Genomic DNA, 14,980 nt, shown 5'->3' with positions numbered 1-14,980 from the left:
GATGTTATATCTATGCGTCTTAATAGCACCCATATCCAGTTCAATACTTTTTTCAAGTAGATATTTACTTACAAGTCTTGCTAATTCCTCGCCTTTGTTATCATTCCATATATGAGTCAGAAGCTATTTTGTTATTCAATATTGGTTGATATATCTCTTCAATAGTAGTTTCCTCCACGTATACCCATCAATCTAATATTTTGAGACACTCTATATTTACCAAACAGGTCTAAACCCCAATGACAATTTACCTTCATTTGTTTCACAAACTAATTTTGTTAAATCTTCTTTGAGCATTTGCATGCGCTCAGCGCCTATGTTTTCAATCCAGCGTCTCTCAATATCAGTTAGTATTTCTTCTTTTGCTTTCAATACTAACCAACCTCGTTCGGTCAAAACGATAATCTTCCCTCTTTTATCAGTGGGATGAGTTTGGCGCATTACATAACCACTTTTCTCAAGATAATCCACCATTTTACTTACAGCTTGTTTTGTAATTCCTAAGTATTCGGCTAGTTCTATACCTGTTGCTCCATCAGGGGTAATACATTTAAACATAAAACCATGTGCAGGTCTTATATCTCCAAACCCCAATTCATTCAATCTGTCATGTAGTTCATTAATCACCGTACTAAAGGATAATGACAAAAGTGATGTAAGATCTAATTCACTAAATACTCGTTGATTCATGTATAAAACCTCCTTGAATAAAGTCAATTGAGTTGACTTTATTTAAAACTCATTGTACTATAAGCAATATAGTCAATCAAATTGACTATATTGCTTTTGTTATGAAAGAAATATGATTTAATAAAAAATCAATATACTATGGAGGTTCTATATGACTCACATTGTTAAAATTAAAGCAAGTGTATTTATTCCAATGTCTTGGACTGAACCTATGAAGGATACTCAAACGGGTAATATAATTCAATTCGAAGGTGATTCACGTGAATTTATCCCTTATACTGTAAACACTATGAACAGGAAGTAGTTGTAGATTTTTATAAAAAAGAAATTTTTTCATATGCAAATACTGGTATAACAACAGAAAAAGTCACAACATTAGATGGTTCTGTTAATAAAAGAACAGGAAAAGCTAGTACGGAAGGTATTTTGTGCACTGATATTGTATGGAGTTCTGATGACGTCAAGTTTCAAATGAGTGCAAGTGCTAGCCAACCATTAAATGTATATGCACCTCCTGTTGACTATCTATTAACTGTACGTGTCCAAAAAGATGGTACTGTCGATATTCAAGGTACACATGATGGATTCCCTTGTTTTGAGTTTTATAAGCAAATAGATTTTGGACCATTTGAAGAAATTTATACACATGATTTCAGAGAAACAGGTGATACACCTGAAGCGCTAGCTGGAGAAATGGATTATAGTTTTAAAAAAATATTGTAAAGTCAATGTATTGCTACATTTTCATCGAACTAAGATAAATTTGTATTCATAATCGGTATATTGTACGCAAACTGGGAAGACCTCACATTAAGAAAAATTAGAGTTGTCTCATTTCCCTGGCGGTATACCATCGTTATCAAGATAGGATTAAAAAATATCAGTTTCAAAAGAAACGATTTTCTTTTTCTAAAAAACCAGTGTAGATACCTTATTAGACATGTATCGAGTGGAGGATGATGTAGAAGAGGAAAAGTTGATTCATTTCCATAAAAAACCGAATTTCACTTGTCCTATGGGAGCTAATATACAAATTATTTTAAGGTTATTTTAGCCCACACACAAGAAGCGATAAAAAGAAAAGTGAGGGAACGTATATATGACTGTGAAAATTAAAGTTTATTCTGATTTTATATGTCCATTTTGTTTTTTAGGAACAGGTCCTTTAGATGAGGTTGTAAAGGAAAAAGATGTAGAAGTAGAATGGATGCCATTTGAATTGCGTCCTAGTCCATCTCCGAAAATTGATCCACGGACTCAACCTCGTGTAATGGAAGCTTGGAATTCATTTATTTATCCTACTGCTAAAAAATTAGGATTAGAAATAAAGTTACCACATTTGCGTTCGTATACGCACCTTGCGTTTGAAGGTTACCAATTTGCAAAGGAACATGGAAAAGGAAATGAGTTTCACCATAGAGTGTTTATTGCACATTTTCAAGAGCAACAAAGTATTGAAAACATTGAAGTGTTAACAAAATTAGCGGACGAAGTGGGACTTTCTCAGGAAGCATTTAAAGAAGCATTAGTATCACGAAAGTACCAAAAAATGCATCGAGAAGCTATAAAGCATGCCCTTGTAGAAGCACAAATTATGGCTGTTCCAACGTTCATTATTGGTGACGAAGTTATTCAAGGTTTTACTAGCAAAGAAAAATTAGCAAAGGCAATTGATCAAGAAATAGAAAAAAATAAAGAGAATGAGTTGGATGGACTGCAATGTAGTATAGATGGGGATTGTTAATGCTAGATTAAATTAGTGGTGAAATATAAATTTCAAAAAATGAAGTCAACCAGATTGACTGTATTGGGATTCTATTGTAAAATGCATAATAAAGTCAATTAAGTTGACTTTATTATTTTTGTTATAAAAGTAATAGGCTACCCATTTTCAATGAGTAAATATAGAAAAACGTAAGAGTGAGTAATAGGAGGAAAAAAGCATGACAACAGTTTTATTTGTAAAAGCAAACAATCGTCCAGCAGAACAAGCAGTTAGTGTGAAATTATATGAGGCTTTTTTAGCAAGTTATAAAGAATCACATCCAAATGATACAGTGGTAGAGCTTGATTTATACAATGAGGAATTACCATATGTAGGTGTAGATATGATTAACGGCACATTTAAAGCAAGTAGAGGATTTGATTTAACAGCAGAAGAAGCAAAAGCAGTAGCTGTTGCTGATAAATATTTAGATCAATTCCTTGCAGCTGATAAAGTTGTATTTGGTTTCCCGTTATGGAATTTAACAATCCCAGCTGTACTACACACATATATTGATTACCTAAACCGCGCGGGCAAAACATTTAAATATACGCCAGAAGGTCCAGTAGGTCTTATTGGAAATAAGAAAATTGTATTATTAAATGCAAGTGGCGGTGTATATTCTGAAGGACCAAAAGCTGAAATGGAAATGGCTGTTAAATATGTAGCAAGTATGATGGGCTTCTTCGGTGCAAAAGATATAGAGAAAGTAGTGATTGAAGGACACAATCAATTCCCTGATAAAGCAGAAGAAATTATTGCTGCAGGGCTTGAAAAGGCTGTTAAAGTAGCAAGTACGTTCTAATTAACAAAACATTTGTCACTCTATATAGCAGTACCAACACTTTTATAGCGGGTGGTACTGCTTTTTTATTCGCTTAGCTCGAATCAATTGGGCAGTAAGGACCCAATTGATTCGAGCTTTCCATTCTCAACTTATTAAACGATAGAAAGCAGGATTACATTACAATGGAACGTTTATGGACAAAAAACTATATAATGCTGACCATTACAGCATTATTACTATTTAGTGGTTTTTATTTACTCATGCCAACACTACCTATTTTTATTAAACAATTAGGTGGAAGTGAATCTCAAGTTGGATTTATTATAGGAGTGTTTACAATATCGGCAGTCATTTTACGTCCTATTGTTGGAGGATTAATGGATCGATATGGTCGACGAGTATTTATAATAAGCGGACTACTATTTTTTGCAATTACAATGTATTTTTATGGTTGGGTAACAGGAGTTATATTTTTAGTGGTAGTACGTATCCTTCATGGAATCAGCTGGGCAATTGCTACAACTTCGATCGGAACAGCTGTGACTGATGTGATTCCACAATCTCGTCGCGGAGAAGGAATGGGATGGTATGGACTTGCAATGACATTAGGTATGGCTATAGGACCAATATTAGGTCTTTGGGTAGCAAAATCATTTTCATTTCATTATCTATTTCTTCTATGCACAGCATTAGCACTTATTGCATTCATACTTTCGCTGGGTACAAAAATTCCAGCAGTTCAACATACATCAAAAAAACCAATATCATTTTTTGAAAAAACTGTTGTACCAATCGCTATTGTTACATTTTTCCTATCCCTTACTTTTGGTGGCATTACAACATTTTTACCACTGTTTGCGTCAAATATTCAAGTTAATGCTGGTACTTTTTTCTTAGTTTATGCTGTCACGCTCACAGTAATTAGACCACTTGCAGGGAAGATATCTGATAAACATGGAGAAGGAGTCATTATTGTTCCTGCGCTTTTTACACTGATAGTCGCACTATTCGTCCTAACAATGACCAAAGGGCTTGTTGGACTAGTTATTACAGCTATTTTGTACGGAGTTGGATTCGGATCAGCACAACCTGCTCTTCAAGTAGCAATGATACGATTAGCTCCACCTGAGAAAAGGGGAGTAGCGAACGCTACATTTTTTACTGCTTTTGATTTAGGGATTGGTTTAGGTTCTATTATTCTAGGGTTTGTTTCACAACTCATGGGATATCAAATGTTATTTTTTGTTTGTGCTGTATCTGGGTTTATTAGTCTGTTAATTTTTATTTTGTTTGTGAAAAAGACATTAAAATAACTTTTTAGTTTACGAAAAAAGCGCTATTCTTTCTGTAGAATCATAGGAAAGGATGGCTTTTTTATATGTCTATTTCTGTATCTGATGAATTACAACTATTTGCTCAAGAGATTCAAAGCTTTTTATCTCCAAATACCTTACGAGATCTTGCTAGAGATGTTGGTTTCGTGCAACGAACCAGTAAATACCAAGCAAAAGATTTAGTCGCTTTATGTGTATGGATGAGTCAAAATATCGCTACGACCTCTTTAACTCAATTATCTAGCTGTTTGGAAGCATCAACAAAAGTGCTCATCAGCCCTGAGGGATTGAATCAACGATTTAATCAAGCGGCTGTCCAATTTTTACAACACCTATTAGCTGAACGACTAAACCAAAAATTGACCTCATCTATGCCGATTTCTTCTCCCTATACTTCTGTTTTCAAGCGTATTCGTATTTTAGATTCAACTGCATTTCAACTTCCATATCCCTTTTCATTCGTTTATCCAGGTGCAGGAGGGTGCAGCCATACAGCGGGAGTAAAGATTCAGCTTGAGTATGATCTATTAAGTGGACAGTTCCTTCATATACATACAGGTCCAGGTAAACAACATGATCGAACCTACGGTTCCCTGTGTGCCCCAACTGTAACAGCGAATGATTTATGTATCCGAGATTTAGGTTATTTTCATTTGAAAGATCTTCAACATATACAAGATAAAAAGGCTTATTATATCTCACGTATCAAATCGAATACACGTATGTATCAAAAAAATCCTAACCCTGATTATTTTCAAGATAGCAGAATCAAGAAAGGTACAGAGTATATCCAGATAGATATGGAGGTTTTAATGAACTCTCTTCAACCAGGACAAACATGTGAAATATCCAACGCTTATGTAGGAATGACTGATAAAGTCCCAACTCGTGTGATTGTTCATCGACTAACAAAAGAACAACAACAAAAACGATTACAAGATCAAACTGTAAGAGAAAAAAAGAAAGGAATGAAGTATTCTGCTCGTAGTAAACGACTTAGCGGTATCAATGTATATATGACAAATACCCCTACAGATATTGTCCCGATGGGACAAGTACATGATTGGTATTCTTTACGTTGGCAAATTGAGATTTTATTTAAAACGTGGAAGTCATTCTTTCAAATCCATAATTGTAAAAAGATAAAACCAGAACGATTGGAGTGCCATTTATATGGTCAATTGATTGCCATTCTACTCTGTTCTTCTATCATGTTTCAAATTCGCCAATTGCTCCTCATGAAGAAAAAACGAGAGCTTAGTGAGTATAAAGCCATATATATGATTAAAGACTATTTTTTTCTTCTATTCCAAACTATAAAAAAAAACACCCAAGAGCTATCAAAGGTGTTACTTCGCCTGTTCAATCTCCTACAGCAAAACGGGCGGAAATCTCATCGATATGAGAAAAAAACGGTCTTTGATATATTAGGTGTTGTTTACAATTGTACCATGTCTGATAATCAAGCCGCTTAATTCAAAAAAAATGAAACCCGTTAGGGTTTATTTCGTATGCAAATCTTTCAATCACCTACACTTGCTCTTTAGAAAAAAGAAACAATCTCGCCTAAAATTGACTTTGCATAAGCTTAGCTTGATAGCGATGTGGCGGTACCCCTATTTATAGGGTTATTGACGGTATATCATGGACAGGTTATTAACGGTATATCATGGCCCGTAAGATAATTTAGATTTGATAAGTAGTAAAATTAGTTAGACTTCCTTACTTATTAAAAGTGTTTAGGTTTTATGAGATATCACTCATAAAATCTCTCCTTTCAAGAGTACACATTTGCTGTGTGCTCTTTTCACATTGCTATAAAATAAGGATTTTGTTACCTTTTCGTAACTACTATAGGTATATATACATGTTACAATTTAAAAGATTTTGCAGATTACCCCTTGCAAATTCATCTCTTTTCGGCCCTTATTGCCCCTTCAATAAGGGCCGTTTTTAATAAAGAATAGGGATTTTATTTAAAGTTTACAATCCCACATTCACAAAAATGATTTCAGAATTCCCATTTTGTTTATATGATTTCTTTAAAAATTTTAAATTCTATAATTAGTAATGGAGGCATTAAAATGAGCAATACCCCAGAATTATCACAACAATTAGTCCCCAAAAAACAATTTAATCCTTACAATCAACAACAAACGAATAAAAAACTAAGATGGCGTTTTTTGTTAACTTTAGCTTTTATATTGTCTCTAACTTTGTCTGCTCAACATTCCATTTACCAACAACAAAAATTGATAAAAGCAAAACAAGTCCTATTAGATCAAGAAAAACAAAGATTATCTACTCTAGAAAAGGTTGGAGAATCTCTCGAAAAAGATATTAAGACTTTAACAGCAAGTGAAGAAGGCATTTTAAAATTCGCAAGAAAATTGTATAGATTTTCCAAACCTGGTGAAACTATATTTCAAATACCTAATTAACTTATTAATATCTAAACGATTATCATCAAAAATCTATCAAATAACGATTTTGTATAAAAACTGCACAGCCATAAAAAACATACATACAATATGATGTGCACCTTTTTTCTATATGACTCTTGGTCAAAGAGCGCCTTAAAAAGCGCTCTTTTTATTTAAATAACTATTTTGTTCACATTATTCCGAGACATGTATATACTGTGGTATACGATATGCGATAGCATTTACAAGGCTCTCTTAAAGGGCTTTTTTTATTTTTATTTGGTATCAAATAACGCTTTTTTTAAGAACTAATGATTTTTATATTTTTTAAGTTTGTCATCACAAGTAATTTTTATAATTAGTTAATTTCTCAATATAGTTTGTGTATATAATTCCATTCAAAGATACATAATACCCACGTAACTATTTAAAAATACATCGTTTTTATATCTAAGTTCAAAAAGGAGCTATATAACATGGATAAAAAAATCTATTAAGTCAACAACTTGATCATGTGTCATTGGATGCGCTGAATACTCCTAGTAAGGCCCAAGAGCAAATGCAAGAAACATCTCAGGAGGCACATGATTCAAACAAGAAGAACGGTACTCAAGCTTTACATGGCGAAAATTTACCAATTTCAGACGTATATAGAACAACGAACAAACAGTAAATTTCAAAGGGGAAAATCTTAAGAACGAGTGAACTTCATTCTTTTCCCCTTTCCTATTCAAATAATGCTTTTATATGAAACTCGTACACATTTTTGACACATCAACCATCACAATTACTTGAAAACTCGTGATAATATTAATTCGTCGAATACGCCAAATTACGACACCTTACGACAATAATATCTCTCCTATAAAATCCCTGTCCCCGCAGGGATTTTCTCTTTTATTCATTACTTTTTGTTGCACTGAATTCCCATCCTGAATAAAATTCAAATTGTATTTTTTATCAAATTCTTTAATATATGAATGTTACGTAAAAAACTTGTAAAGATTGCTATCATTCTCACTATTTGTCCCGAAGTTGCTATATAATCAAAGTGCAAAAGCATCAACATTCCTTACGACTTTTTAGTATTGCTTTGCTAGGAGAAATCCTAGCTTTTTTTATTTCATGCCTATTAATCCGAAACCACCAACGCCCCGCTCACTAACCGATAACTCATTTACTTCAACAAAATGAGCTGTTTCTAATTCTTTCTTATATTTCTTTGTAAATGATTCTTTCACTGGCCACGTAATGGCTCTTAGTATGTTCCACCCTCGGATGATTCGTTGATCTACATTGTTTTTGTTAATGCCGTTACTCTTAGCTTTTTCGTACTGTTCCCAAGTTGGAACAGGCAGGTAATTGTTCTCCATTCTCTCCCTCCTAATCTAGCTCCATAATTTCTTTTCTCGTACGTTCAGAACGATTTACCTTAATCTTCCGAATACCTTTACCATGCTCTTTCACTTCCGCGCTCCATGCTCCACTCTCTGTCTTTACATCGAACCAATCAATACGTTGCTTTTCTTCCTTGTCATAGAATTCCACAGCGTATGTCGTTATGACGCTATGCTGTAAGAACTTTTCAGCGGTACTCGTTGCGGAGTAATTAAAACTTCCCACAACATCATCAAGTGTTAGTTGTTTCATGCCCCTAACCCCATTGGTCGAGATTTAATCTCGTTTTTATCCGCTTGATCCATTATCAAAGCCGCAATTTCGAGTTGGTGTCTTCCTAGTTCTTTTGCAATTTCAATGATGTTTTTATCCTCTTCCCACATTTCTTGTAATCGAATCACTTCACTCTCATCGAATACCAAGTCCAAATCTTCTAACGCCACATACATGTTACGACGCGATTTCTTCATGTATTTCCTTTGTTGTGCTGCGATTGTGTAATTCTCCTTTTCTAAATCTGTCCCAAGTCTCGGCATCCCATTTCCCCTGCAGTTGTAATTTATGAATTTCTCTGAACCTCGCCATAACGGCATGACGTCTTCTATCTACTTCTTCAGGTGTTTGATTCGCTACTTCGCAAATACATGGTGCAAATTAATACATCCCCGTTCCCATATCGTTTTTGATTACTCCAGTTCCTTCACATGCATACATTCCGATTTCCTCCTTTTAAAATGGCAATGCTTTTCTTCTGTAATCCTTTGTATCTTTGAAAACAATCGCTCTAAAGTTATTGAAGATACGCGATACAATCCGTTCATCGTATGCACCCTCCAAACGCTCTCCTGTGAGGTTTGTAGTAAAGATAGTAGAATTTACCTTACCTACCATCGAAAACATCGAATAACACTCTATTAATGAAGTTTGTTGCTTTTGTATTTGCATCTAACGCGCCTAACTCTGCTCCTAAATCATCAACTATTAATACATCCGCTCTTACCAATGTCCGTATGATTGAATCCTCAGTTAAGGAGGAATCTTTATTGAACGTACTTTTAATCTTCCGTAGCAATTCACCAACTGTAACGAAGACAACCGATATCCCTGCACCTGCAAGCTGATCTGCGATTGCATAGGCAAGATGTGTTTTACCCGCTCCACAATTCCAGGCCATAATCGCATTGAACACCTTCTCATTGAGATAATCCGTTGCGATGACCTTTGCAATTTCAAGGTTCTTCGCTAGTAGGTTGATAGTTTTCAAAGTTAGCTTTCTTAATGTTGCTATCGGCAATCATGCTTTGTTGATGGAACAAGAACTTCTTACTTTCGTTTTCAAGGAAGCATCGAGGGCATACAGCTTGTCCACCGAACTTCATCTTATTCATGCCATGCGTATCACAAACATCAGAATCCATAGTCATACGTTGAAAAAAGCTTTGTGAAATTCACAAAGCTTTTTTCTCGCTACTCATAAACTATCTACTAATGTCGTCTTTTTCTTTGGCTAGGTATTCTAGAAGATGAGGAGATATATGTCGTTGTAATTCTTCAGCAATCGGTTGAAGTTCATCAAGAATCAAAAGATTCATAAAGAAACGCCATCCTTTCTTATAATTCTACAGAAAGGATAACGTCTTTTGGACTTTATGGGTAGTCTAAAACCTTAACTTGATAGTACCCCCAGAACAAAATTTTGTGCTAACTTGTAACAAAAAAGCTCATTTTTTCGTTTTGGGGTAATTCTGAATTCTTAAGTTGATGGGCATGTATGGTGACCCCTATTAGTAAAAAGTGCGAAAGAGATTTTGTGTGATCGATGTAATCAGCAGAATACGTCCGAATAATTAATTGTAGCGCACCTTGAAATATTGGATAGCTAAATTATAATGCCTGCTTATTCAATGATGTATTGAAGTAGTTTTATAACGCTTTTATATGATGGTGTCATGAGTTCTAATCAAACTCTATTTCAAAGCAACAATTTTTTGACAGTTTCCCTAACGAATGGGGCTTATTAGTTGATACAGAAGAAGAGAAAACAGAATATATAGAGGGTTATTACAGATTTCGCGATACGGGAAAGCCCATATCGGACTTTAGTCCGCCTTTAGGCATGGGATGAAAGGATCGCTTTTTCATAGAAAAACAGTTCTGTTTTGGTTATACTTGAACTATAGACAAGTACAAGTCTTTAAAACGCCAATGTGTTCCTTGAAAACAAGATATCATATGGAGTTCGATAGCCGAATTCACGCTATCGGTAAAATGATATGTGTCGTCAAGAACAAGACGCTAAAACATATGAACACGAATCTGTACGGTATGGTGATAGTACCGTAGCTCACGAACCTATACGGTCTGTCGTGAGAGTGGTGATGGCACACCGCAATCTTGTACGTCAGCGATACCAGAAATGGACTTCGCCTTTGGTAGCAAGAATCCCACTGACGTTAGTCAGCTTGCCCCTTTAGGGGTGGGAGTGTCAAGAAGGTATTGTGATTATGGAGAACGGACAAAAGGCGAAAATGGAAATATTCTTGGCCAATGATGTTGAGGATGCCGATGATCCGTGGGTATGCAAGCGTACGAAGTTTTATCATAAGAGTTCTATTTGCTTTATAGAGAAAAGAAATGAGATAGAATGATAGGTTTAATGAAAAGAGCCCTAAGGAGATAGGGGCTCTTTAGGGCTCGCCTAATCGGATAAACTGATTAGGAGGAATATAAATATTTTAACATATAGATGACTCATCTGAAGGTAACAAAAAGATAACAAATGAGAATGTATATGGCAATGAAGATTTTCACTGTAAAAGGGGTACGGAAACGATTCAAGGTATGAGGGGACACTCTGAGGAAATATTCAAATTGATACTATAAATATAAACAAGAAACCTATCTGCGGGTAGGTTTTTATTTTACAATGAAGATGGTTGAATATTGAAACATATACAGATTCCAGGGGATTAGTTATGCCTAGTATTCAAGATACGATATATCCAAGAATCAAACATAATTTAAGTACGGAATGTTTATAAATTCCTTAGCGTACAATTTTCTCAAAATGATATGGTGGCCCCAAATAATCTTCGATAATCTATTGTGTATATTTGTATGCATCCCCTATATAAATCCTAGGGGATTGTTTGCATGTTGACTTTGTTTTTATGTACAATAAAGGTAAAGATATAGTCTGAAACAGGAAGAGGAAAACCATGTCCAATTCATTAGTAAATTTACGTATCGATTTTGCATTTAAGCAGTTATTTGGCACAAATGGGAATGAAGATATTTTAGTTGCTTTTTTAAATGCCATATTAAAAGATTCTTTAGAATCACCTATTGTTTCCCTGCAATTAGAAGATCCACATTTGCATCGAGAATATGAAGAAGATAAATTATCGATTTTAGATATTTCGGCTACATTAAATACAGGAACAAAGATAAATGTAGAAATACAATTGAATAACAATCATGATATGATCAAACGAAGCTTGTATTATTGGGGAAGGTTATACACCTCTCAATTGCAAAAAGGAATGCCTTATAGTTCACTTCATAAAACGATTACCATTAACTTGTTAAACTTTGTGATGTTTCCAGAATATGAAGCGTTTCATACAACAGGAATCCTTTGGAATCAGCAACAACAAAAGTTATTAAGTGACGATATAGAAGTTCATATTGTAGAGATTCCAAAGTTACTACAGCAATGGCGCGAAGAGAAAGTCAATCCGTGGGAAGATTCGTTTGTTCGTTGGTTATTATTATTACCAGCGAATGAAGATGAACATCTCACACAAACATTGGAGGACATTGCCATGAACCAAGATCCGATTTTACAAAAAGCAATGAATAAGTGGGAACGTATGAGTCAAGATTCTTCTTTCCGTCAAGCATATGAAGCAAGAGAAAAGGCCTTAATGGATGAGGCTGCAAAGTTTGCTCATGCTCGTAATGAGGGGAAAAAAGAAGGAATTCAAGAAGGGGTTCAGCAAGGGAAAATACAGATGATTAAAGGTATGCATGAACTTGGTGTACCACTTGAAACGATTGCTAAAGCCAGTAAATTAGGCATAGATGAGATTGAACGTATTTTAGAACAAAAATAATCAACATCAAAAAAAGAACCTATTAATTGGGTTCTTTTTTTGAGCTATTTGTCAACTAAGGGTAGCACCAAATAAATTTTTATAGGTAGTAATATAAACTTATATTATGACACTTAACTTTATTTTCTTATTATTGATGAGATCGCTCATTTAAAATTGCATTATATAAAAACTGTGCATACTGTTCCCGTGTAACTTTCATATCCGGAGCAAATTTCCCTTCACCAATACCTGCTGCAATATGGTTCGATTGTACGGCACTAATCGCATCTGTTGCCCATAAACTCGCTGGAACGTCGTTGAAATTATGTGGAGCCTTCACATCTAGTCTAAAAGCTTTCGTAATAACTTGAGCCATTTCTGCACGTGTTAATGCAGCTTTCGGTCTAAAGTTTCCTTGATCATCACCTTGGAAAATCCCTAGCTTAGTTAAAGCTAGTATTTCCTCAGAAAACATTGTTGAATTTTTATCGATATCTCCGTATGGATTTTCATATTTATCTTGTTTTTCTATATGCAAAGTACGGTAAATTAATGCAGCCACTTGTTCCCGTGTTACATTATCACCCATACCAAATATTCCATTCCCATAACCTGCAATAATTCCTTCATTCGCTAAATGATGAATCGCATTAAATGCCCAGTGTCCTTGTGGGACATCCTTAAATATATTTCTATTTACTCCCGCATCAATTGTTAAATCATCATGTACAAGAGTAATCGCATCTGTTACCCCAGCCTCACTTACATTAGAGTCAACTGTTACATCTTGCCCACTTTGTTTTGGCATGAATATATACCCGGTAAGCTTCTCTACTTGTACACGATATGTGTTTTCTATTAATCCATCAAACAAATAGTGGCCTTCTTTATCTGTTTTTACTTCTTTTAATCCATTCCCATCTTTATTTAACAGTTGAACACGAACGCCTTCCATTCCTTTTTCACTTTGATTTTGAATACCATTTTGGTTACTATCTTCCCATACTCGGCCACCTAATTTGAGCACATTCGCTTTAACAGGCTTAGAATCAGTTGCTTCCCAAATAGGAGCGATTAATATTGGATAATTCAAAGCTTCTATTTTTTGCTGCGTTTCTTGTGATGCTTTCAGACCCCATTTATCAAAAAATGGTAGTAAATTTTGTTTCGCTACTTTCGATGTATTATAAATAAATGCTTGCCTTTTCTCTTCATCCGCTTTTGGAAGTTGATTTTCTGGTAACTCTCGATAAAGTTTGTGAAGGTTCGGATAAAAATCTTCACCGTATGCTAGATTAAGTTGCCAAAGCATAACAAGTTTCACAAACAAGTTATCAATATTTTTGTAGTCTTTATCTGTTTGTTTTAAGTATGCAAAAGCTTTATCGTAATATCTCTCTTTTTCTAAACGCGTTGGTTGATTCGGGAATAATTGCTTTTGTGCAGCTAAAGAGTATATATTAGTCGTTACGTCAACCATACCGTGAAGGTCCGTCCACGTCAAAGGATGTATTTCTCTTGTGTGTCCCGCTTCGTGCATTTGTCCCCATCCAAATTTATTTACATTTAAAGCACTTTCGATTGCGTTACCAGCAGTAGTAAATACGGCTCCATCCCAACCTGCATACATGCCCCAGTCTGGTTTGTTAGGATTTTCTACAAAAGCCCAAATGCGACGAGTCGGACGATGTAAAGGATTAGGGTCTTTTTCAGATAACCCTGATATCTTATCTTGTGCTCGAATCATTTCATCATATTTTTTTAATAGAGGAACAGGATCTTGATCCACAATATATTTCTTGGCACTATCCTGCGTAACAGTAAGTACTGCTTTTTCTGATTTCAATTGTACCGCATGTGCATCTGGATACTTGTTCATCATCGCAATCCAGTCTTCTTTCGTATGCTTCCCTAGTTCAAAGAATGGAACAGGGCTTCCGCCTTGTGTTACTTTCACCTTAACTGTTCCTGTATCTTGAGGATTATCAAATCCTATTAAACCACCGTTTGGAGAGGAGATGGTATTAGAACCAGAAGAAAGATCAATTTCTTTTCCCCATTCTTTATCATATTGATGCGTCCCAATAATCGCTCTAATCTTTTGTGTTCCCGATACTTCAATTGTAACTTGTTCATTCGGTTTTACATAGATTCCAGTTGGTATATAGTTTTTTTGCTCACTTCTTCTTTCTCTTTTTGCTTCACTTCTAAAACTTCCTACACCCGGAAGTTCAAAATCCCTCTGTTCATATTGGTTTGTAGTCTGTGCAGCAATCGTTTCAGCATGAATAATCAAGCTATTTGTCATGATAGGTGAAAATAATGTAGTTGTCAAAATAGCAGATGTCGCAAGTACTTTCATCGGTTTTTGAAACATATAATAATTCCCTTTCTGCATATAAATAATCCTTTCCGTTTCAATTAGTTCCATTAAAGTCCTTTCGCTGAATGAATGTAATTAATTTCGATTTCCTGCTGGTTTATTT

13 protein-coding genes and 2 pseudogenes are annotated in these 14,980 nt (G+C 34.9%); 8 read left to right on the top strand and 7 right to left on the bottom strand.

Going from position 1 to position 14,980, the window contains the following annotated elements; genetic code table 11:
- Window positions 1–216: 216 nt before the first annotated feature.
- Entirely contained in the window at window positions 217–690 is a 474-nt protein-coding gene (locus tag MKY70_RS30580; RefSeq protein WP_340804898.1) for a MarR family winged helix-turn-helix transcriptional regulator, read from the bottom strand.
- A 151-nt stretch (window positions 691–841) separates the two neighbouring features.
- On the opposite strand from MKY70_RS30580, the pseudogene MKY70_RS30575 reads away from it, so the two are divergent.
- From MKY70_RS30575 to MKY70_RS30550, 6 genes and pseudogenes are all read left to right on the top strand, one after another.
- A pseudogene (locus tag MKY70_RS30575) lies at window positions 842–1,413 on the top strand (DUF3238 domain-containing protein).
- Between the two features lie 376 nt (window positions 1,414–1,789).
- On the top strand, window positions 1,790–2,434 hold the full coding sequence (locus MKY70_RS30570; protein WP_340804890.1) for a DsbA family oxidoreductase: 645 nt from the start codon (window positions 1,790–1,792) through the stop codon (window positions 2,432–2,434).
- A gap of 199 nt (window positions 2,435–2,633) precedes the next feature.
- On the top strand, window positions 2,634–3,260 hold the full coding sequence (locus MKY70_RS30565) for an FMN-dependent NADH-azoreductase (RefSeq protein WP_090835613.1): 627 nt from the start codon (window positions 2,634–2,636) through the stop codon (window positions 3,258–3,260).
- Between the two features lie 164 nt (window positions 3,261–3,424).
- Window positions 3,425–4,555 (top strand): MFS transporter, encoded by a 1,131-nt coding sequence (locus MKY70_RS30560; RefSeq protein WP_090835614.1) that lies wholly within the window; start codon window positions 3,425–3,427, stop codon window positions 4,553–4,555.
- Between the two features lie 65 nt (window positions 4,556–4,620).
- Window positions 4,621–6,051, top strand: coding sequence for an IS4 family transposase (locus tag MKY70_RS30555; RefSeq protein WP_341026904.1), 1,431 nt, complete (start codon window positions 4,621–4,623; stop codon window positions 6,049–6,051).
- 609 nt (window positions 6,052–6,660) lie between these two features.
- Window positions 6,661–7,017 carry an FtsB family cell division protein gene (locus tag MKY70_RS30550; RefSeq protein WP_340804876.1) on the top strand — a complete coding sequence of 119 codons (357 nt, stop codon included), beginning with the start codon at window positions 6,661–6,663 and terminating at the stop codon, window positions 7,015–7,017.
- Window positions 7,018–8,117: 1,100 nt separating this feature from the next.
- On the opposite strand, the gene MKY70_RS30545 is transcribed toward MKY70_RS30550, so the two are convergent.
- The 5 genes and pseudogenes from MKY70_RS30545 to MKY70_RS30525 all read right to left on the bottom strand — a co-directional run bounded on the left by MKY70_RS30545 (window position 8,118) and on the right by MKY70_RS30525 (window position 9,821).
- Window positions 8,118–8,372: a hypothetical protein gene (locus tag MKY70_RS30545; protein ID WP_341026902.1), complete on the bottom strand. Its 255-nt coding sequence runs from the start codon at window positions 8,370–8,372 to the stop codon at window positions 8,118–8,120.
- 10 nt (window positions 8,373–8,382) lie between these two features.
- Window positions 8,383–8,649, bottom strand: coding sequence for a hypothetical protein (locus MKY70_RS30540; protein WP_340804870.1), 267 nt, complete (start codon window positions 8,647–8,649; stop codon window positions 8,383–8,385).
- Window positions 8,646–8,933 (bottom strand): helix-turn-helix domain-containing protein, encoded by a 288-nt coding sequence (locus MKY70_RS30535; RefSeq protein ID WP_341026901.1) that lies wholly within the window; start codon window positions 8,931–8,933, stop codon window positions 8,646–8,648. Before MKY70_RS30535 ends, MKY70_RS30540 begins: the two co-directional genes overlap by 4 nt.
- The gene (locus MKY70_RS30530; protein WP_341026927.1) at window positions 8,848–9,039 is read right to left on the bottom strand and encodes a hypothetical protein; all 192 of its coding nucleotides are present in this window, start codon (window positions 9,037–9,039) and stop codon (window positions 8,848–8,850) included. The genes MKY70_RS30535 and MKY70_RS30530 overlap by 86 nt, the downstream gene beginning before the upstream one ends.
- Window positions 9,040–9,126: 87 nt before the next feature.
- Window positions 9,127–9,821: pseudogene (locus MKY70_RS30525) on the bottom strand (ATP-binding protein).
- Between the two features lie 1,080 nt (window positions 9,822–10,901).
- On the opposite strand from MKY70_RS30525, the gene MKY70_RS30520 reads away from it, so the two are divergent.
- Together MKY70_RS30520 and MKY70_RS30515 are read left to right on the top strand one after the other, a co-directional pair.
- The gene (locus MKY70_RS30520) at window positions 10,902–11,045 is read left to right on the top strand and encodes a hypothetical protein (protein WP_341026899.1); all 144 of its coding nucleotides are present in this window, start codon (window positions 10,902–10,904) and stop codon (window positions 11,043–11,045) included.
- A 570-nt stretch (window positions 11,046–11,615) separates the two neighbouring features.
- Window positions 11,616–12,512: an Rpn family recombination-promoting nuclease/putative transposase gene (locus MKY70_RS30515; protein WP_341026896.1), complete on the top strand. Its 897-nt coding sequence runs from the start codon at window positions 11,616–11,618 to the stop codon at window positions 12,510–12,512.
- Between the two features lie 130 nt (window positions 12,513–12,642).
- Here MKY70_RS30515 and MKY70_RS30510 read toward each other — a convergent pair whose 3' ends face one another.
- A complete protein-coding gene (locus MKY70_RS30510; protein WP_341026893.1) occupies window positions 12,643–14,925 on the bottom strand; it encodes a M60 family metallopeptidase in 2,283 nt (760 codons plus the stop codon).
- Window positions 14,926–14,980 lie beyond the last annotated feature (55 nt).

The organism is Bacillus sp. FSL R9-9492, assembly GCF_038007365.1.
Classification (GTDB): Bacteria; Bacillota; Bacilli; order Bacillales; family Bacillaceae_G; genus Bacillus_A; species Bacillus_A mycoides.
The sequence above is the reverse complement of the archived record's forward strand: the minus strand, read 5'-3'. Positions and strand labels throughout refer to the sequence as shown.